Source organism: Actinomycetes bacterium, assembly GCA_024222295.1.
Classification (GTDB): Bacteria; Actinomycetota; Acidimicrobiia; order Acidimicrobiales; family Microtrichaceae; genus JAAEPF01.
This window is the reverse complement of sequence record JAAEPF010000024.1, coordinates 60,959-80,628: the sequence shown is the minus strand read 5'-3', so window position 1 is coordinate 80,628 and position 19,670 is coordinate 60,959. Positions and strand designations below refer to the sequence as shown.

The 19,670-nt window shown below is 68.3% G+C and carries 22 protein-coding genes; 6 read left to right on the top strand and 16 right to left on the bottom strand.

The annotated features are described in order from the left end of the window. Positions 1-15: 15 nt before the first annotated feature. Together GY812_08280 and GY812_08275 are read right to left on the bottom strand one after the other, a co-directional pair. Entirely contained in the window at positions 16-693 is a 678-nt protein-coding gene (locus GY812_08280) for a hypothetical protein (GenBank protein ID MCP4435477.1), read from the bottom strand. Between the two features lie 180 nt (positions 694-873). After that, the gene (locus GY812_08275; GenBank protein MCP4435476.1) at positions 874-2,022 is read right to left on the bottom strand and encodes an acetyl-CoA C-acetyltransferase; all 1,149 of its coding nucleotides are present in this window, start codon (positions 2,020-2,022) and stop codon (positions 874-876) included. Between the two features lie 156 nt (positions 2,023-2,178). On the opposite strand from GY812_08275, the gene GY812_08270 reads away from it, so the two are divergent. Next, entirely contained in the window at positions 2,179-2,640 is a 462-nt protein-coding gene (locus GY812_08270) for a PaaI family thioesterase (GenBank protein MCP4435475.1), read from the top strand. Here the strand turns inward: GY812_08270 and GY812_08265 are convergent. Further along, on the bottom strand, positions 2,607-3,563 hold the full coding sequence (locus GY812_08265; protein ID MCP4435474.1) for a hypothetical protein: 957 nt from the start codon (positions 3,561-3,563) through the stop codon (positions 2,607-2,609). The two genes, GY812_08270 and GY812_08265, sit on opposite strands and share 34 nt — an antisense overlap. Then, positions 3,560-4,468: a PD-(D/E)XK nuclease family protein gene (locus GY812_08260; GenBank protein ID MCP4435473.1), complete on the bottom strand. Its 909-nt coding sequence runs from the start codon at positions 4,466-4,468 to the stop codon at positions 3,560-3,562. The genes GY812_08265 and GY812_08260 overlap by 4 nt, the downstream gene beginning before the upstream one ends. A 255-nt stretch (positions 4,469-4,723) precedes the next feature. Here GY812_08260 and GY812_08255 point away from each other — a divergent pair, with 255 nt between their 5' ends. Next, complete coding sequence (locus GY812_08255; GenBank protein ID MCP4435472.1) at positions 4,724-5,605, top strand: hypothetical protein; 882 nt, start codon at positions 4,724-4,726, stop codon at positions 5,603-5,605. 87 nt (positions 5,606-5,692) lie between these two features. On the opposite strand, the gene queD is transcribed toward GY812_08255, so the two are convergent. From queD to GY812_08205, 10 genes are read right to left on the bottom strand one after another with little or no spacing between them, the layout of a single operon-like run. Continuing rightward, a complete protein-coding gene (gene queD / locus GY812_08250) occupies positions 5,693-6,049 on the bottom strand; it encodes a 6-carboxytetrahydropterin synthase QueD (protein ID MCP4435471.1) in 357 nt (118 codons plus the stop codon). Between the two features lie 20 nt (positions 6,050-6,069). After that, positions 6,070-6,735 (bottom strand): 7-carboxy-7-deazaguanine synthase, encoded by a 666-nt coding sequence (gene queE, locus GY812_08245; GenBank protein MCP4435470.1) that lies wholly within the window; start codon positions 6,733-6,735, stop codon positions 6,070-6,072. A gap of 3 nt (positions 6,736-6,738) precedes the next feature. Next, entirely contained in the window at positions 6,739-7,443 is a 705-nt protein-coding gene (queC, locus tag GY812_08240) for a 7-cyano-7-deazaguanine synthase QueC (GenBank protein MCP4435469.1), read from the bottom strand. Beyond that, a complete protein-coding gene (locus GY812_08235) occupies positions 7,444-9,090 on the bottom strand; it encodes a TIGR00341 family protein (GenBank protein MCP4435468.1) in 1,647 nt (548 codons plus the stop codon). Further along, a complete protein-coding gene (locus tag GY812_08230; protein MCP4435467.1) occupies positions 9,087-9,854 on the bottom strand; it encodes an SDR family NAD(P)-dependent oxidoreductase in 768 nt (255 codons plus the stop codon). Before GY812_08230 ends, GY812_08235 begins: the two co-directional genes overlap by 4 nt. A gap of 36 nt (positions 9,855-9,890) precedes the next feature. Then, positions 9,891-10,964 (bottom strand): acyl-CoA/acyl-ACP dehydrogenase, encoded by a 1,074-nt coding sequence (locus tag GY812_08225; GenBank protein MCP4435466.1) that lies wholly within the window; start codon positions 10,962-10,964, stop codon positions 9,891-9,893. An 8-nt stretch (positions 10,965-10,972) separates the two neighbouring features. Next, the gene (locus tag GY812_08220) at positions 10,973-12,145 is read right to left on the bottom strand and encodes an acyl-CoA dehydrogenase (protein MCP4435465.1); all 1,173 of its coding nucleotides are present in this window, start codon (positions 12,143-12,145) and stop codon (positions 10,973-10,975) included. Further along, positions 12,145-13,215, bottom strand: a complete 1,071-nt coding sequence (locus GY812_08215; GenBank protein MCP4435464.1) for a nitronate monooxygenase — start codon at positions 13,213-13,215, stop codon at positions 12,145-12,147. Before GY812_08215 ends, GY812_08220 begins: the two co-directional genes overlap by 1 nt. A 38-nt stretch (positions 13,216-13,253) precedes the next feature. After that, complete coding sequence (locus tag GY812_08210; GenBank protein MCP4435463.1) at positions 13,254-14,048, bottom strand: CoA-transferase; 795 nt, start codon at positions 14,046-14,048, stop codon at positions 13,254-13,256. Positions 14,049-14,057: 9 nt separating this feature from the next. After that, positions 14,058-14,966: a CoA transferase subunit A gene (locus GY812_08205; protein MCP4435462.1), complete on the bottom strand. Its 909-nt coding sequence runs from the start codon at positions 14,964-14,966 to the stop codon at positions 14,058-14,060. Positions 14,967-15,186: 220 nt separating this feature from the next. Here GY812_08205 and GY812_08200 point away from each other — a divergent pair, with 220 nt between their 5' ends. Together GY812_08200 and GY812_08195 are read left to right on the top strand one after the other, a co-directional pair. Continuing rightward, positions 15,187-15,774: a hypothetical protein gene (locus GY812_08200; GenBank protein ID MCP4435461.1), complete on the top strand. Its 588-nt coding sequence runs from the start codon at positions 15,187-15,189 to the stop codon at positions 15,772-15,774. Further along, positions 15,774-16,334, top strand: coding sequence for a hypothetical protein (locus GY812_08195; GenBank protein ID MCP4435460.1), 561 nt, complete (start codon positions 15,774-15,776; stop codon positions 16,332-16,334). The genes GY812_08200 and GY812_08195 overlap by 1 nt, the downstream gene beginning before the upstream one ends. 9 nt (positions 16,335-16,343) lie before the next feature. Here the strand turns inward: GY812_08195 and GY812_08190 are convergent, their stop codons facing one another. Further along, entirely contained in the window at positions 16,344-17,102 is a 759-nt protein-coding gene (locus GY812_08190) for an enoyl-CoA hydratase family protein (GenBank protein MCP4435459.1), read from the bottom strand. 86 nt (positions 17,103-17,188) lie between these two features. Here GY812_08190 and GY812_08185 point away from each other — a divergent pair, with 86 nt between their 5' ends. Continuing rightward, complete coding sequence (locus tag GY812_08185; protein ID MCP4435458.1) at positions 17,189-17,989, top strand: SDR family oxidoreductase; 801 nt, start codon at positions 17,189-17,191, stop codon at positions 17,987-17,989. Positions 17,990-18,093: 104 nt separating this feature from the next. Further along, positions 18,094-18,630 (top strand): hypothetical protein, encoded by a 537-nt coding sequence (locus GY812_08180; GenBank protein ID MCP4435457.1) that lies wholly within the window; start codon positions 18,094-18,096, stop codon positions 18,628-18,630. Between the two features lie 14 nt (positions 18,631-18,644). On the opposite strand, the gene GY812_08175 is transcribed toward GY812_08180, so the two are convergent. After that, on the bottom strand, positions 18,645-19,547 hold the full coding sequence (locus tag GY812_08175; protein MCP4435456.1) for an LLM class F420-dependent oxidoreductase: 903 nt from the start codon (positions 19,545-19,547) through the stop codon (positions 18,645-18,647). Positions 19,548-19,670 lie beyond the last annotated feature (123 nt).

The window sequence follows — 19,670 nt, the reverse complement described above, 5'->3', positions numbered from 1 at the left end:
CTCAGGCCGATCTTGTCAGGCGTCGACGACGGTCAGGTCCAGGCCGAGCAGGCGGGCCCGGTCGGCCACCTCATCTGCGGCATCCAGAGCGCGATCGGCTTCGCTGAACAGCCAACGAGCCACCCAGCGCCTGATCACCACGACCCGCGGTGCCGGCACACCGCCCAGGCCGAGCGAACCCATGCCCAGGTACTGCACCAACTGCGTGCCCGTGTCACCCTCCACCGGCTGGAGCCCATCTCCGAGGATCACCACCGCATCTGCCCCGCGCGACCACATTTGCGCCAACGCCGCACCGAGTGACCCGACTGGAGCGGCCTCACCGAAGGACGCGACCAGGAACTCACTTCGTGCCGACAACGACAGCGCGTCGAACTCGGTGCCGCGACCACCTGATGGCTTCGGAACCAGGCGCATGGCGTCGCCGACCCCTTCGAGGGCGCCCACGATGTCCCGGCGCCAAGGACTGGTGTGGTCATCGAGCAAGAGGAACTCCTGGCGGGTACCGCCCGGCACGGCGTCCTGCACCTCGGCCACGAAAGCCGCGACCTCAGCCGGTTCCATCCCCGCCACGATGATCCCGAGCGAAGTCGAGATCCGCCGCGCGGCGCGCTCAGGCGCCCGGTCGGCGCGCATGCCCGCCGTTGTGGCCGGTTGCGCCGGTGATCGTTTGTCGTCTTGTGGTTCAGCCATATCGAGCAGCACATCTCGCGCCGTGCGAACCCATCGGCAGAACAGGCCCCGGCTTGAACGGATCGAGCCGCTCTCCGCGAGATTGAGACGCACCGGCGCCGGGCGACACGCGCCCGCCTGGCGGGAGAACCATGGGCGCTCCCACACCAACCGCCCTCCGGGCGGCGGCGAACCCCGGAACTACAAGCGCTCGATGATGGTGACGTTCGCCTGGCCCCCGCCCTCACACATGGTCTGCAGGCCATACCGGCCGCCCGTGCGCTCGAGTTCGTGCAACAACGTCGTCATCAGGCGCACGCCCGTGGCGCCAAGTGGGTGGCCGAGGGCGATGGCGCCGCCGTTGACGTTGACCTTCGCATGGTCGACGTCCAGTTCCTTTTCCCACGCCATCACGACCGAGGCGAACGCCTCGTTGATCTCCACCAGGTCGATGTCGTCCATCGACATCCCGGCTCGCTGCAGGGCGTAACGCGTGGCGGGAATCGGGGCGGAGAGCATGCGGATCGGATCCTCGCCCCGTACCGAGATGTGCTGCACCCGCGCCTTGGGCTCGAGACCGTGGCGCTGCACCGCGCCCTCGGATGCCACCAGCATCGCTGCCGACGCATCCGAGATCTGCGAAGCGAGTGCTGCGGTCAACCGGCCGCCCTCGACGAGTGGAGGCAGGCTGCGGATCTTGTCGATGTTGGGCTCGCGTGGGCCCTCGTCGTGGCCCATGTCGCCATAGGCCTCGATCTCGGCGGCGAATCGTCCCTCGTCGCGCGCCGTGATCGCACGGGTGTGGCTCTCGACTGCAAAGTCCTCCATCTCCTCGCGGGAGATGTCCCAGTTCTCGGCGATCATCTCGGCGCCGCGGAACTGGCTGACCTCCTGGTCGCCATAGCGCTTCATCCAGCCCTCTGAGCCGGAGAACGGGTCATCGAACCCGAACTCCTGGCCGGCGAGCATCGCGGCGCTGATCGGAATGGCGGACATGTTCTGCACGCCACCCGCCACCACCAGGTCCGTGGTGCCCGACATCACTGCCTGGGCTGCGAAGTGAACCGCTTGCTGCGACGAGCCGCACTGGCGGTCGATCGTGGTACCCGGCACTTCCTCGGGAAGCCCGGCTGCAAGCCAGGCCGTTCGCGCGATGTCGCCGGCCTGTGGGCCGATCGTGTCGACACAGCCGTACACGACATCCTCCACTGCTGAAGGATCCACGCCGGTGCGGTCCATGAGCGCACCAATCGAGTGGGCGCCCAGATCGGCCGGGTGCACGCCCGCCAGGGACCCACCCCTGCGCCCCACGGGGCTGCGTACTGCGTCGATGATGAAGGCCTCCGCCATTGATCCTCCTGGGGATCAGTCGGCTCGCACCGACACTCGATGTCCTCCCACCCGATCGGGGCAGGTCTGTCGTGCAACGAACGTACCGCCGCCAGGATTCCGCCCGCCATCCCGGTCCGGGCGCGGACCGAACGCTGTTGGGCCAGACTGGTGGGAATGTCCTCCCGAGCCGAGCAGTTCGACCTGCTGCCACAGTCGGTGTCGCATGCCTGGAATGGCTTTCTCGCCTGGGACGACCAGACCTACTTTCCGCAGCTCGTGGGCATCGAGGTGGAGGAACTACGCCGCGACTACGCGCGCATGCGGCTCCCGTGGCGCAAGGAGCTGAACCAACCGCAGGGCCTGATGCATGGCGGGGCGATCGCGACGCTGGTGGACACCGTGGTCGTTCCGGCGATCGGCACCGCATACGACACGCCGAGGCCGTTCTCGACCATCGAGATGTCGGTGCGCTACCTCGGCCCCGTGCGCAAGGAAGACCTGGTTGCCGAAGGTTGGGTGACCCGCCGCGGCAAGAGGGTGGTGTTCTGTGACGTGGAGGTGCGCACGGCCAGTTCCGTGGTGGTCGCAGCCGGCACTCTGATCTACATCGTCGGATCCCCCACCGCCGACGGCTGACCGGCTCCGGGAGGGAACGGAGCCCTCCAGCGCAGTGCCTCGTGCTGCAAGCCATCGTCACAGTCATCGAGGCGGGTGCAGAATCGGCAGTCGGGCCCGGGCCGAACGGGCGCCGAAGACGGGCGGAGCGTCCACACGACGTCGTCGACAGCTTCCCGGAGTGCCGCCGCCATGGAGTCGTCATCGATCGGGTGCGGGTCGAGCTCGAGCGGCTCACGGTGGCCGATGACCACATGTGAGGGCACGGTGCCCGCAGTGAGCGCCCAGACGAGGGCCACGCGGCGTGCCCGGCGCGCATCCCCGTTGCCGGGACGCAACGAGATCGTGAGCAGTCGCACCCGGCCGTCGGGACGGGTCTTGGTGGCGTCGACCGCGGCTGAGAGCTTCACCGGTGGCTTGCCGAACCTGTGGACGGGATTGGCCGGCGGCTGCCAGCGCGGTTCCGCGCCGCGCGTCGCCAGCGCGATCGCATCCTGCATCCAGGAGGTCGCCTCGGCGACCACTGTCGCCGAGGCTGCGCGGTCGAGGCTGCGGAGCCACTCGGTCAGCCCCGGCCTGAAGCGCGTGGGGTCGGCAATGGCATCTCGAATCCGGTCGGAAGCCGACATGGCGCTTCCATCGGACCCGTCGGAGCCGAGGGCGACCAGGGCGACAGCACGCGCAGCGGTGGCGGGGGTCTCGGTGAACCTGTCACCGTCGCTGCCGTCATCGGGGCCCAAGAATCCTGCTGGGCATGCCACAGCAGCCATGTGGGCAGAAACCCAGACCGTGTCGGCGGCGCCCGTGTCGGCGTTGGTGGACCCGGATCCGGGAGCGCTGGACCCACCCGCCCCGGCGCGCTCCGTGCCCCCGGTGGCGACGACTTCGCGCAACGCCTCGTCGAGAGCCTGCCTCCATCGCAGGGCCACCTCACCACGGCTCACAGCGATGCCCCCGCCGCCTCACAGTGGTCCGCCTCGGGGCACCAGCTGCAATGGCTGCCCGGCGTCAGTGCGGGAGCTCGGCCCTCCCACAACTCGGCGAGCGTGGACAGGGCACCGGCCACGCGTCGCGCGGACGACGGCACCGCTTCGTACATCGACACGTCCGAGACCATGCACGGCCCGTCGCCTCCGGGGTACCAGATGGCTGCAGCTGCGGGCGGCGCTCCGTGGCGCAACGCTCCCAGCAGCGCATAGTGACGCAACTGGGATGCGTGCTCGGCGCGCGGGTTGCCCGACTTCACCTCGATGAGCGTCGGCGCCAGACCGGGGCCGCCGCCGAGCATCACGTCTACCCGACCCCGCAGGGCCACTGAACCCGCGACCGTGGTACCCATCTTCACCTCGACGCGCGGAGAGAGCGAGGCCACGGCGGAGAAGTCGAGTGCGCTTCGAGCGAGCAGGTCGAGCTCGCTGCACCGATGTGGCGCTTCGACGGGATCCTCCAGCATTGTGGTGAGCACACCGACCCGGTCGTCGCGCCCCGATGCCTCCCACATGGACACGAGGTCTTCCACCGGATCTGCAACGGGCCCCTCGAATAGCACGTGGGCGACGTAGGAGTCGAGCGCCGCACCACGCAGCTGCGGCCAGTCGGGTTCGCGCTCTGCCGCCCCCGCACTTGCCACGGCTTGCCCCTCACAGCGATGGAGGGCCTCTATGAGGCCCGTGGTGAGAGTTACGGGAAGCGTCGCTCCCGCGAGGCCCTTGACGCGCCCGGCGAAGCCAACAGCGGCGTCTGACAGGATTGCCACGGCCTGCTCGAGCGTGTCGCCGTCCGTGGCGGGCATCGTTGGCGCCCTTGTCGTTGCGTCGACCGTCGAGTCGACCCAGGCCTCCAGGTCCATTGCGCCAGCCTGACAGACGCCTGCGACAGGGGCGGCGGCCAGGTCACACGGCTCAGAAGTCCGGCCACAGCAGGAATGCACTCGCGGCGGTGACAGTGGCACACGACAAGCCTGCTGGACGTCAGGGTGATTTCACTTTCCAGTTTCTCTGAATATCACTCAAGAATTCGAGACACGGAGCCCGGACCTGCATTAGCGTGACTAACGGCACACACCTTGCCGGCTTGGCAGCCGGTTCAACCGAGGGGGATTCCCATGAGCAAACGCCACACGGCGCGCATAGGCGTCGTATCACTGTTCGCAGCAATCGGCCTGATCGCGGCCGCCTGCGCACCACCAGCTGCACCTCCTGCGCAGACGTGGGAAGTCAGCGCCACGAAGGTGGTCAACGTGGATTCCCAGGACGAGATCCGGGACCCCGTGTTCGGGTGGTGCATCGCCATCCCCAACTGCAACGACGAGCCCTACGTGATCAATATCGGGACGCGTGTGAAGATCGGCGTGCCCAACTCGGCGAGCGGGTTCGTCAAAACCAGCCGCGACAACAACCCAGAAGACGTACCCGAGGGCGAAACCCGCAACCTGAGTGGCGACGCGGGAGCACCCGCGGTGTTCACCGGTGTGCGACCCCTTGACGTCGGCGACCTGCTCAACACCAACAACAAGCTGGAAGTGGTCGTCGTCTACTCGTGGGTGATGGAAGAAGACCTCGTCGCCGTGAACACCGCGGCCAACGACGTCAAGGACATCCTCGTAGATGCCCTCAACTCGACACTCGCCGCCGGCTCGCTGCCCAACGACGCTGAAGACCTGGTGGACCTGATCCTCAACAACCTCGGCAGCGCCTTCACACTTCTGCTGTCGAACATCCCGCTGCTCGGCCTCGGCGACGATGTCGGTGGCGGCGCCCTCCATGTCGGCATTGGGGCCAAGGGCGCCCTCGCAGGAATCGTCGACACCGCCATCGGCGCCGCGACGATCCCGAGCTTCGACATCCCGATTCTCGACCTGCCGCCGGACATCAAGCACGTCAACATCTTCTCGATGGCTGGCACCAGCACCTTCACCGGCCAACGCTTCGATCAGTACGGCGATGGCATCCACGACTACGACTTCCGGGCCACTCCGCTCTCGTAGCGAGAAGCCACAACCCATCTAGATGCGACAGGGGCCTCCCGGCCATCGCCGGGAGGCCCCTGTCGCGTGTTCGATCCAACATCCGGGTCAATCGCCGCGGTAGCGGCAACCCGACGTGCAGGTCTCGCGCACCTCCACCATGGAAAGCCCGGCCAGCTCCGGTTCGAGACGCCGCCAGATCCAGCGGGCGATCACCTCGGAGGTCGGGTTCTCGAGGCCGGGGATGTCGTTGAGGAACCGGTGGTCGAGCTCATCTCGCAGCGGCTCGCAGGCCGCCGAGATGGCGGCGAAGTCGCACACCCATCCCGACTCCTCGCCGACCTCACCCTCGACGTGCACCCGGACCCGGAAGGAGTGGCCGTGCAGCCGCGCGCACTTGTGGCCCTCGGGCACGTTCGGCAGCAGGTGCGCGGACTCGAATCCGAACTCCTTGTAGATCTCCACGGCGCACGAGGGTACGCCGGTCAGGGGATGCGGAGCACCTTGTGGGTCTGGATTCCGAGCCGCCAGCGGGGGTTCGCGAGGCAATACCGGATGGCTGCCTCGGTATTGACGCGGAGGTCGGGGCCATCCATGGGTTGCAGCACGAAGTGCTCGAAGTCCCAGCCCTCGGCGGTGAACCCCGCCGGGTCGGCGCCGGGCTGTGGGTACACGAGCTTCAGCTCATCCCCCGAGCGCACGACCACCTCCGAACCCGCCTTCGGCGAGACGCAGACCCAATCGATGCCGTCGGGAAGCCCGATCGTGCCGTTGGTCTCTACGGCCACCTCGAAGCCCGCGTCGTGGCACGCGCCGATCAGCTCGGGGTCGAGCTGCAGCATCGGTTCACCGCCCGTGAACACGATGAGCGGGCCCAGCGGACCTCCGCGCATCGGCGGCGATCCGGCCGAGGCCTCCCAGATCCCGGCCGCGGCAGCCGCCAGGGCCGCGGCCCCGTCGAACACCCCCCCGCCCGGTCCATCCGTTCCGACGAAGTCGGTGTCGCAGAACCGACAGACGGCCTCGGCACGCTGGTCCTCCCGCCCGGTCCACAGGTTGCAGCCGGTGAACCGGCAGAACACGGCCGCCCGACCGGCGTTGATCCCCTCGCCCTGAAGGGTCGGGAACATCTCCTTCACGCGGTAGGCCATGTCTCAGCGCAGCTCGCCATAGGTGGTGGGATCGTCGACTCGGGCCTCCTTGAAGCCCTGGGCACGAAGCAGGCAGGAATCGCAGTGACGACATGCACGGCCGAGCGGATCGGGGTCGTAACAGCTGACGGTCAACGAGTAGTCGACGCCGAGTTCGGTACCCAGCGCGATGATCCCGGCCTTGGACAGGTCCATGAGGGGGGCGCGGATCCGCACGTGATCGCCTTGCTCCACGGAGGCGGCCGTGGCGAGGTTCGCCATCCTCTCGTAGGCATCTATGAACTCGGGGCGGCAGTCGGGGTAGCCCGAGTAGTCCACTGCGTTGACCCCGATGAAGATGTCGCGGGCGCCCAGCACCTCGGCCCACGCGAGGCCGAAAGACAGGAACACGGTGTTGCGAGCCGGCACGTAGGTGACGGGAATGCCTGTGTCGATCCCATCGACGTCGTCGTGCTTGGGCACCGCGATGTCGTCGGTGAGCGCCGAGCCCCCGAAGGCGCCGAGGTCGATATCAACGACGCGGTGCTCGGCCGCTCCGAGCGATGCCGCCACACGCGAAGCGGCCTCGAGCTCGACCGAGTGCCGCTGGCCATAGCGGAAACTGAGCGCGTGACACCGAAGGCCCTCGGCGACGGCTGCGGCCAGTACGGTCGCCGAGTCGAGCCCACCACTCAAAAGCACCACGGCAGCGCCGTCACCCTCGGGCATCTAGTCGAGTTCCGTGATCTGCGACGGCACGAGCCGCAGCTCGATCGTCGGTCGGTACCCGAGTTCCTCGGTCAGGTCGTCCATCAGGTCGTCGGTGTTCTCGGGCAGCCTCGGGCCGGTCAGCACGACCTCGATCTCGTTTCCCTCGGACTCGACCGTCACGAGTTCGAGCTTGGTGTCGTCGGGCAGCCACTCGAGGACCACCTTGCTCGTCTTGGCCTCGTCGGACGCCTCGTTCCACAGGTCCTGGGAGGTGAAGCTCAGGGGTACGAGGATCACCAGCGCACCGGCACCGAACACGGAGATGACGCGGCTCAGGCGGCTGCGCTGGGTCTCGTCGGGTGGAAACGCCGCGAAGCCCATCAGCACGAACACGGTCACGGCCGCCAGCACGATCGACACCACGTTGGTGGTGAACAGCAGAAGGGCACCCAAGGCCCATTCGTACTGACCCGCCTGCAGCGTGATGCCGACGACACCCAGTGGCGGCACCAGAGCTACCGCTACTGCAACGCCCGAAAGCGAGCTCGACACCCTCGGATCGACAGTCGCGTAGGCACCGGCGGCGCCGGCGAAGATGGCGATGCAGAAGTCGAGCAGGGACGGTTCGACCCTCGAGGTGATCTGTGAGTTGTTGGCGATCGGGCCGACCGAGGGCAACCACGAGGCGATCAACCAGGCGACGAACACGGCGGCGGCGGCGGCGACCAGCACGAGCAGGATGGAACGGGCAAGACGCTTGGCCCACCCGTTGACGGCAGCCGCCGAGACACCCATGATCGGCGTCATGAGGGGGGCCACGAGCATGGCACCGATCACGACCGCTGTTGAGTCCTGGATGATCGCGAACGATGCAATGCCGGTGGCCAGCACCATCATCACCCAGAAGGAGGCCAGCTTCGCGACCCGCTTGGGAGGCTCGAAGAAGAGCGTCTCGACCAGGTCACCGCGCTCCTTCGGCGAAAGACGGCGGCGTACCAACCAGTCGTTGACCAATGTCGGGGCCGAGGAGTGGTCGAACCGCAGGCGGACATGTCCGGCGCCGCGTCTGGTGCCCATCGAGATGAGGATGCCGCCCAGGGCCATCGCCCCGATGCCCAGGCCCGCACGCAGGGCGAGCACGGCCGTGGTGGGCACCACGATGGTCACGCCACCGACGATCATCAGCAGCAGACTGAGCAGGGCCTGGTCGCGCCGCGACCTCGTGTGATGCGGCTGGCGCGTGACCCGCGCCAGGCTGACCACACCCCTCAGCACCAGGACCACGCCGATGACCAGGGTGAACCCGACTTCGTCCAGCAACAGCAGCAGCGCCCCGGCGACCAGAGCGACCACCATGAGTGTGCGGCCGACCAACATGCTGGTGGACACCGTCTCGCGGTCCGGTTGCGCGATTGCCTCGGGTGGCCGTCGGCGGCGCAGCAGCGCGAACCAGACCTCGCTCGCGGCCCAGACGATGAGACCGGCAGCCAGCAACAGCGAGACGACCCGGTCGCGCTCGGGGGTCACCATGATGACCACGCCCGCCAGCACGAGCGCCGCACCACGGATGGTCGTCCAGTTGAACCACCACAGGCGCTCGTTGTCGCTCAGGGGCACGCCTACCGGCAGCGCGGAACCCTCGTCGGCGTAGTTGGGCGTGCTCATCGTTCGCGTGCCATCTCGGTCACCCCGAGGCGCCGCTGGACCGCCTCGGAGAACCCGGGGGCCACTGTTCCCATGAGCGCTGACGCCCGCAGTTCGAACGGAGACACGAACACCTCAGCCGGATTGGTCACGATGGCGCGCACCACTGCATCGGCGACATCCTGGGGCGACTTGGTGCGCACGAACTTCGGGAGGTCCATACCTTCCGCTGCCATGCCGGCAGTGTGGATGAAGCCGGGGGCCACGAGGCTGATGCCGATCCCGCGGTCCGCCCAGTCCTGGCGGATGGCCAACGTGTAGCCGCGCAGGCCGAACTTCGTGGCGTTGTACAGGCTCGTGTTGGCCGTCGCTACCAGCCCGGACAGCGATCCCACCATCACGACCTGGCCCCGCTTCCCGGCTTCGGTGCGGCGTTGCGCAAACTCGTTGGCGAGGATCATCGGAGCGCGCAGGTTGACGTCGAGGACGAAATCGATCTCTTCGGTTGTGATCCTGTCGGGATCGAGGTCACCGCCCACTCCGGCGTTCGCGACCAACACGTCGACATCCGCCAGCGACTCGCACAGCGCCATCAGATCATCCCGGTTGGACAGGTCACGCACTTCGACCTCGCCACCGGTCCTGTCCGCCAGGTCGCGCAGGACGGCCTCGGAACGCGCGGTGAGCACCAATTCGGCCCCACGCAACGCCAACTCGCGGGCGATCGACCCACCGAGGCCGCCGCTGGCACCGGTCAGCAGGATCCTTGCACCGTCGATTCTCATGGGCCCGACGCTACCGGCCCGATTGCCAGCCGTGTTTCAGCCTGCGAGCAATGCCGAGCGCACTCGGGCGCGGTGCCAGTCGGCGTCGCCGTGGGAACGGGCCAGCGCCCATGCTCGTTTCATGAACAGGTGCAGGTCCGCTTCGACCGTGTAGCCGATCGCGCCGTGGCACTGAAGGGTCGCCTCCGATGCGGCAACGGCAGCGAGCGAGGCGCGCTGCTTGGCCATCGATGCCACCATGGCCGCGTCTTCGCCCAGAGCCATGAAATGGGCGGCGTTGCGCACCAGGGGTTCGGCGAACTCGATGCCGAGGCTTGCGTCGGCCAGGTGGTGCTTCACAGCCTGGAAGGTGCCGATCGCCGTTCCGAACTGCTTGCGCTCGCCCACGTACTCGATGGTGATGTCGAGCATTCTGGCGCTGAGGCCGACGAGCAGCGCCGCATCCAGCACTGCGGCGCGGTCGAACGCACGCGCTACCAGCGCCTCTGCCGTCGCCCCTTCAGCCAGCCGCGTCGCGCCGCGGCTGCCCGGGTGCAGCTGCGAGAGGTTCCTCGAACCATCAACCGAGTCGGCCGAAGACAGTTCGACCGAGCCGGCTTCGAACAGGTCGACGGTGTGCTCACCCGTGCCGGTCACGGGATCGTGGCCGAGCAGCAGGATCGCGTCAGCGGTGGGGGCGCCTGACAGCAAGGGCGATGGACCGAATCCGACCACCACGGTGGCTCCGCCGGCGATGCGCTCGAGCCACGAGGCGGCGGTCTCGTCTCCGGCGCCCGCCAGCGTCCCCAGGGCCGCGGCCGCCACCCCGGCGGTGTCGGCGATCGGGTCGGGAAGCCCTGCGCGGCCGCACTCGATGACGATGCCGACGAGATCGTCGTCGGTCATGGCGAGCCCACCCTGGGCCTCGGGCACCATCAGGCCGCACACACCCATCTCGGTGAGGGCGTCCCAAGCTTGACGCACCCGTCCGTCACTGTCACCCAGTCCGGTGTGCCTGCCGACCGCGCCACCCCAAGCCGAACGGACTGCGTCGGGCGTGCAGGTGTCGGCCAGCAGGCCGCTCACGGCCTCGACGAAGTCGTTCTGGTCATCTGTGGGAGCGAACCTCATGACAGCCCCTACTTCCTCGGCAGGCCGAGGACACGCTCGGCGATGATGTTGCGCTGGATCTCGTTGGTGCCGGCGTAGATCGGCCCCGACAGGGCGAACTCGTAGCCCCGCATCCAGGGGCCGTCCAGCTCGGCGCGGTCGCCCAGCAGGTCGAGCGCCGCGCGGTGCAGTCGCACGTCCATCTCGGACCAGAACACCTTGTTGTATGACGACTTGGCGCCGGGCGAGCGACCCTCCACCAGGTCGGTCACGTCCCCGAGCGTGTAGAGGGCATAGGCCTCGGCGTCGATCCACGCGTCGGTTACGGCGTCGAGCGCCGCACTACTGGCGCGCCCGTCGCCGGCGGTTTGCACCGCCAGGTCGACCAGTCGCGACGCTGCGGCGCGGAAGCGGCCTGGTGAACGCAAGGTGAGCCCGCGCTCGGAGTTGGTGGTGGCCATGGCCACTCCCCAACCCTTGTCGACCTCACCGAGGATCCCGCCGCGCTGCATGGTCGCAGCCGTGCCGTCGTCGTCGGGTACGAAGACATCGTCGAGGAACACCTCGGCGAAGCCCTCGTCGCCGTCGAGGCGACCGAATCCGCGCACTGTCATGCCCTCGGCATCGAGGGGTACCAGGAAGTACGTCAGACCGCGGTGGCGTTCGGCTTCGGCGTCGGTGCGGAACAGCCCGAAGAGGTGGGTGCAGAAAGCGCCGCGCGTCGTCCAGGTCTTCTGGCCACTGAGGCGCCAGCCGCCTGCTTCGTCGTCACGCACGGCTCGCGAGCTGATGCCTGCCAGGTCGGAACCGGCGTTCGGCTCCGACCATCCCTGGCACCACAGGTCCTCGGCGGCAGACATACGCGGCAGGTAGTGGTCCTGCTGGGCCTGGTTGCCGAACTCGAAGATCGTCGGCGCCAGCAGGAAGATGCCGTTCTGGGTGATCCGCTGCGGTGCCTGGGCGGCGTAGTACTCCTCTTCGAATATCAGCCACTCCCACAGCGTGGCGTCGCGCCCTGCGTAGGCCTCGGGCCACGACACGACCGACCAGCGGGCCTCGTGCAGCAGCTTCTCCCACTCGAGGTGCTGGGCGAAGCCCGTCGCCGTGTCACCCGACTCAAGGCCGGTGGGCACGTTGGCTGTGAGCCACTCGCGGCAGTCGGCACGGAACGCCTCCTCCGAATCGCTCCAGTTCAGATCCATCAGTCCTCCACTGCTGTATCGACGCACACGCGACCGAGCGCGTCGGATGCCTCGGTGATGATGCCGTCGACAAGGTCCGACACGGACGGCAGGTCGTCGATCGAGCCGACCACCTGCCCGGTCGGCAGGATGCCCACATCGAGGTCGCCGTCGACCACCGATGCCTTGGTCATCATCGGGGCGTTGGCCGCGAGCGCGACCTGTGACCAGGTGAGGTTCTGGTCGGCCTTCATGGACCGGCCGGTGCGCAGCAGGTCGAGCGGCGATGTGCCCGACTGGCGGGCGAACCGCAGCGCGTTGCCTGCGGCCGCCATGAACCGCCTGGGGCCCTTCGAGCGTTCGAGTTCGTCGATCACCTCGGTGCGGATGACCCGCTGCGGGGCACCGTCGATCGCCGAGGTGACAACGGTGGCGTTGAGCCCTGACTCCAGGTACACCGCCTTCACGTGGTCCGGCACCTGGCTCTCGGCGGTCAGCAGAAACCTCGTGCCCATGGCGATGCCGTCGGCACCCCAGACACGAGCGGTGGCCAGGGAGTTGCCGTCGTGCATCCCACCGGCGGCCAGCACCACCATGTCGCTGCCATGGGTGGCCTCGACCACACCGGGGATCAGCAGCGCGGTCGGGATGGTGCCGGTGTGGCCACCACCCTCTCCGCCCTGTGCGATCACGGCGCTCACTCCCATGGCCGCGACCTTCTCGGCGTGGCGGGGAGCGCCCACTGTCACGATCGTGGCAACTCCACCGTCACGAAGCCGCTCGACCTGTTCGGGGCGTGGCGCTGCGGCGAAACTCGCCACCGGCACGCCGCGCTCGATGATCAACGAGATCCGCTCGGCCGCGTCAGGCTGGCTTGGCAGCAGGTTGATGCCGAAGGGGTTGTCGGTGCGCTCGCGCACCTTGTCGACGGCGGCACCGAGCTCGTCGAGGGTCATTGTCGCCGAGGCGAGAATGCCGAGGCCTCCAGCGGCGGCGGTGGCCGCCGTCAGGCGGGCACCCGACACCCAGCCCATGCCCGTCTGAACGATCGGGTAGCGGACACCGAACAGATCGGTGGCACGCGTCGACAGTGACGGGTGGGGCTCGGGGGGCCGGCCCGGATCCGGGTTCACGACTCGGGCACCTCCCGGTGCCGCAGGCCGGTCGGGTCGAGTCTCTCGATCTGCTCGCCTTCCTCGGGAGTGGGACCGCGGGACTCGGCGACGTCGTCGGGCACGACGAGTTCACACCCGGTTGCCTCGACCACCTCGTCGACGCTCACGCCGGGATGCACCGACCGCAGGCGCATGGTGGGGATCCCGTCGGCATCGTCGGACTCGAAGTCGATCACCGCGAGGTTGGAGACCACCCTGCGGATCTCGTGGAACCGTGAGGCCACCGGCCCGAGGGCGGCGGCTCGGTCATAGCCGACTCCGCAGACCACATCGACGGAGTCGACGAACACCCGCGGGCCGTGCTTTGGCACCCAGTAGCTGGTGGTGTGGTTGATCGTGTTGCCGGGGGCGCCTCGGAAGCCGAGCATCTGGGACTTGGGTTGCGACCACGAGCCGATGGCGGCGATGTTGGCGTTGCCGAAGCGGTCGATCTGCACGGGGCCCATCATCACGTGACGCTTGCCCTGCCAGAGCAGGCCGAACATCTCGCGGTAGGGGTTCCAGTGGGCGACGGTGCGCTGGTCGCGTCGCTCGTCTTCTGTCAGGCCCACGGGCGGCACGTTGTCGAGCAGCGTGTAGTAGCCATCGGTGATGGCGAGGTGCGGCTCCGTGGTGGAAGCGGCCAGGCGACCTCCGATCAGCGGCAGGTTGCCGATCGGGTTGCAGAGCCGTTCGCCGTCACCGGCGAACGCATCTGCGATGGCCACGGCGCACACGTCTGCGCGCAACGGGGTGGGGTCTGTGCTCATGTCTGCGAATCAGCCTTTCGCCTCGGTGCCGGCTAGCTCATCGACCTTCGCCCGGTACCCGGCCTCGTCGATGTCGAGGAAGTCGGTGCGGAATGCGGCCCAGTCCTCGTCGGACCTGGCGGCGGCTGCGTAGCGCTTCTGGAACGCCTCGTCGCGGCCGTAGTCGGGCGGGCACTCGGTGAAGTGCGCCCCGCCGGGTGCGTCGATCACGCCGTCGACATCGAGCCGGGAGATCCGCAGGTGGGTCACATCCGCGAGGCCTGCGAGGTCGTCGGTGGCGACGACCTGCTCGGTGCTCACGAAAGAACGCTTCGCTGCCCGCACGAAGAGGTCATCCATGAAGGGGTCCTCGCCGAGCCACAGGGCGTTGCCCGAGTTGTCAGCCCTGTTCTGGTGCACGAAGGCCGCATCCAGGTCGAGCGCCGGCACTGCGAGCAGTTCCTCGTGCTCGCCGCTGGTGGCTTCGGGATAGGGGGAGCGGACCGTCTGCAGGTCGGGCATCTCGGTGGGGATGTCGGAGCCGAGCCCGGCGCGGGTCGGCAGGAAGGGTACCCGCCATGCAGCGGCCTGCAGGCCGAGCAGCAGCATGCCCTCGTCCCACTCGGCGGCCTCGATCGAGCCGTCCTGGCGGGCGAGCCGATAGTTGGGCTCGAGGGGGATCGAGTCGAGCGACACGAACCCCGAGATCACCTTGGCGACCTTGCCGGCACGGCACAACAGGCCTACGTCGGGCCCGCCGTAGGCGACGACGGTCAGGTCGGTGAGGTCGGACCGCAGGATCTCGCGGACCACCGACATCGGCTTGCGGCGGCTTCCCCAGCCGCCGATTCCTATGGTCATGCCCGAGGCGAGCTCTGCGACAGCCTCCACCTCGGTGAGCATCTTGTCCGGCCCGGCCACTGCCAGCCCCTCTCTCATCGCCTCGATGCGGTGGTCGCTGCGATGTGTCGATGTGCCTCTGCGGACTGCGTCCGCCCGGATCTGATGACCCGTCAGATTTCCACGGTAGTTGTGCTGTCGGACTGCGGCGAACCCGGACGGGCGCCAGTCAGGCCGGAGCCCGATTGCCACCATGTAGCCTCGAACTCACCACCCCGGTACCGCCGGGCCACCCCCCACAGGACACACGATGAACCACGTGAGCCACCCCGCCCGCCGATCCCTGCGGCCACTGATGGTCGCCCTGGCGTTGCTCGGCACACTCGGCCTGCTCGGCACTGCGTGCACCAAGGACGACTCTGCCAGCGACGACTCTGCCAGCGACGACTCGGCCGGCAAGGACGACGGCGACGCTGCCGCCGACGACAGCGCGAATGACACCGGCGGCGCTTCGGCTGACTTCGTGAGCACCGTCGATGCGGCCACCGCAGAGATCGAGGCGACCACGGATGCGTGCCAACTGATCGACACAGTCGGGATCGTGGCCGAGGTCGGGAACCCGGTCACCAAGGACGAGAACGAGGCAGCAATCGGCTTCTTCGTGGCAATGGCCAACAAGATGGCTGACACCGCCGGAGACCCGGACCTCGAGAATCGTCTGCGCAGTGGCGCCGACTCCTACGAGCAGTTCGCCAAGGACGCCGACTACGACCCCGAACAGCTCGACCTCGACGGCGACGGGCCCGACCTCCCGGAGGTCGCAGATGCCCAGGAGGCAATGGACGAGTGGTTCAGTACCCAGATGGTCAACTGCCTGCCTGAAGGTCTCGAAGTCCCGGAGGGCTGATGGCGGCACGCCGTCCCAGCACAGCGGCGCGCGTCGGCGCGGGGATCGCGGCGCTCCTGTTGGTCGTGGGACTCCTCGGAGGCATCCTCGCCAGCTTCGCCGGCAACGGCGCCGATACGACCACTTCGAGCACCCCCACCACCGCAGCCACGACCACGACCCTTGCAGACGCCGACTACGAGCGGATCGTGGGCGGCATCAGCGACCTGATCACCGCAGCCGACAACCAGCGGTGCCCGCTCGTCAGCGCCTTCACGGCATTCGGCCAGCTGCCGGACCCAGCCAACGAGGCCCAGGTGCGAATGGCAATCGGCGTGACCCTGCAACTGCTGGTGGCCAGTGCCGCATCCGCCCTCGCAGACCAGCCGGAGCAGGCGGCCACCATCAGCGCCACCGCTGACGCGCTCATGGCCGAGGCTGAGGCAGCCGGCTATGCCCCCGACTGGCTCAATACTCCTCCGGGCAACCAGGCGCTGGCAGGAGAGGCCTTCGTGGCGGCCTTCGAGGAGTACCAGGTGCTCACCGAGGAGCTGTGCCTGCAAGATGAAGGAGACGGCTGAGGGGCGGGACTACTCGTCGTAGTCGGCGTCGCGCTTCTCCACGAACGCGTCACGGGCCTCGTCGGACACGCCGGTCAGGTTGAGCTCGAAGGTGAACCCCTGCTCGAAGCGGTAGCTGCGGTTGACGTCGACCGGGTCGATCCCGTTGAGCGAGGCCTTCGCCGCCCGGATGACGGTGCGGCTCTTGGTGCAGATCTTCTCGGCGATCTCCATGGCTGCGCCCCGCAGCTCCTCTGCCGGCACGACCGCGGCGATCGAGCCCCACTGGGCAATCACTTCGGCCGTGACCGGCTCAGCCGTGTAGACCATCTCGCGCATCTTGTGCTGGGGAACCAGCCGGGCGAGGTGTGTGGCGGCACCCAGGGCGCCCTGGTTGACCTCGGGCAGGCCGAAAGTGGCGCCCTCGGCGGCAACGATCACGTCAGCGTTGCCGACGAGGCCGATGCCGCCCCCGAGGCAGAAGTCGTTGACGGCGGCTATCACCGGCACCTCACACTCGTAGACGGCCTTGAACGCCGCATAGCAACCCCGGTTGGCCCCCACGAGGGCGTCGAATCCCTCAGTCGCCTGCATCTCCTTGATGTCGACACCGGCGTTGAAGCCCTTGCCCTCGGCGCGGAGCACCACGGCCCCCGTGGAGGCTTCGCGACCGGCTTCGGTGAGCAGATCTGCCAGTTCGAACCAGCCCGCGACCGTGAGCGCGTTGACGGGCGGATGCTCCATCACGATCTCGGTGATGCCGTCGATCGTCGTCGTGCTGAATCCCATTGCTGCTCCCGTTGCTGGCGGTGTCAGTCAGCCACCGGCGGACTGGTTGGCCGGACGGTGATGCGCGAACGGTAGCCTCCGCCGCCATGGGCAGCGATACCGACAGTGGCAGCCAGGCAGTGGCATCGAGCACGGACGACCTGGACCAGACAGGGCGGGTCGTGCTCGTGACCGGTGGCACCAAGGGGATCGGCCGCACGATCGTGCAGCGGTACCGCGACTGGGGTGCGGAGGTGATGACCTGTGGCCGCAACGAACCCGATGACCTTCCCGCAGGCGCCGCGTTCACCGCGGCCGACGTGCGCGACCCGCAGCAGGCCGATGCCCTGGTGGACGCCACGGTCGACCGCTTCGGTCGCATCGACGTGGTGGTCAACAACGCCGGTGGAGCGCCACCGGCCGAGGCAGCCACGGCGTCACCGCGCTTCAGCGAGTCGATCATCCGGCTCAACCTGCTCGCACCACTCAATGTGGCCCAACGCGCCAACCACCACATGCAGCGGCAGGCCGACGGCGGAGTCATCATCAACATCGCCTCGGTGTCGGCCACGCGGCCGTCACCGGGTACAGCCGCCTACGGGGCCGCCAAGGCCGGGCTGCTCAACCTGACCTCGTCACTGGCTGTCGAGTGGGCTCCGAAGGTGAGGGTGGCGGCCATCGTGGCCGGCCTGATCCTCACCGAGCAGGCAGAGCTGCACTACGGCGACGAGGAGTCGGTGGCGCGTGTTGCGGCCACCGTGCCGGCGGGTCGCCTCGGCGCTCCCGAGGACCTGGCCCAGGCCTGCCGTTGGCTGGGATCCCCGCTCGCGTCGTATGTGAGCGGTTCTGCGATCTGGCTGCACGGCGGCGGTGAGCGGCCCGCGTTCCTCGACGCCGTCGAGGACTGACCCGGCGCCGCGCATCGCCCAGCAACGATCCATGCCGGTGGGTCGCACCCCTGGCGAAGCCCAGTTCGTAGGCTTGTCCCATCGCTTTCAGGATCCTCTTGGCCGTGGCCGCACTCGTGGCGGTAGTCGCACTGCTCGGTGGCGGCAGCCCGCTCGACGACAGTGCCGAGGCGCACGTGGAGATCCTGCTGGGCCGCAACGCAGACATCGACGGTGCACGCCAGCAGTTGATCTCGGATGCCACTTCCACGTGGCAGGCCACCCGGATCGCGGAGACGACCGAGGACGACTCCGCCTCCGTCGAGTTCGCCATCCCCGGCACGGCGCTGGACGGCATGGTCGCCGAGCTTCGCCGTCACCCGCTCGCGGACGAAGTCGACGTCAGCCTCGAGGTGGACCCCTCCCAGCTCGAACCCGACCCGCTGGCCACCGAGGAAGCCGCGCCCGAGCCCATCCGGTTGCGCGTGGACCTCACGCGCTCCTCGGGTGGCGGCCCGTGGGTCACGATCGTGGGCGCCATGTTCGTGGCCGTGCTCGCCCTGGTGGCGCTCGTGTTCGTGCAGCGCCGCTTCAGCGGCGGCGATGACGAGTTCGGCGACGGGCTCGACGGCGACAACGCGCCGCGCACCAACTGGAACTGAGCCGAGGGACCGGGTCAGCCGAGCGGCAGTGCCTGGGCGAGGTCGCGCCAGCCCTGGCGTGGAAGCGCAGCCATGTCGGGCTCCAGCACCTGGATGCACACGTGGTCGGCACCCGCATCGAGGTGTGCCTGCACCCGCTCGGTGGCTGCCTCGACGCCACCCCAGGCCACCACGGCGTCAACCACCCGGTCCGCTCCACCGCCGGTGGTGATCTCCTCTTCGGTGAACCCGAGTCGCATCAGGTTGTTGGCGTAGTTGGGCAGGCCCAGGTAGATCTCCATGTGCGCACGGGCGGTGGCCCTGGCCGTCTCGGGATCGTCGTCGAGCACCACCATCTGCTCCACCGCCAGCAGCGCGTCCGCACCCATGGTCTCGCGGGCAACGGCGGTGTGTTCCGGCGGTACGAAGTACGGGTGGGCACCTGCGGTGCGCTCGGCTGCGAGCTTCAGCATCTTCGGACCGAGCGCCGCAAGCACCATCTCCGCGGACGGCTCGCCCTTGGGCGCCAGGAACATCGAAGCCTCCATGGCATCGAGGTACTCGACCATCGCGCTGTAGGGCTTGGTGTATTCATGCTTGCGGATGCCGGCAACGAGGTGGCCGTGCGACACACCGAGTCCGAGCAGGAAGCGACCCGGGTAGGCCTCGTTGAGCGTCTGCATCGCCGCGTTGGTGGTCATGGCGTCGCGGGCGTAGCGGTTGGCGATTCCGGTAGCCACCTTCAGCGTGGAGGTCGCCTCGAGCAGCATCGCGGACTCGAGGAACACCTCGCGGAACACCGTCTCGGGGATCCACAGCGCACCGAAGCCGAGCTCCTCGATCTCAGCAGCGCACTCCCGTGCCACCGTGGAGGGCTGCATGTCGAGCGAGCCGGTCCAGATGCCGTACGTGCCGATGTCGATGTTGGGGTTCTGCATCCGGCGGACGATAGCCCCGGCGGGCGCGGCACGACGCCGCGGCCTTGCGGTTGCGGGCCGGAGGTGACGGGACCACCCGGCACCGGTAATCTGACGGTTCGTCAGATAGTGGCCCACCGAGGG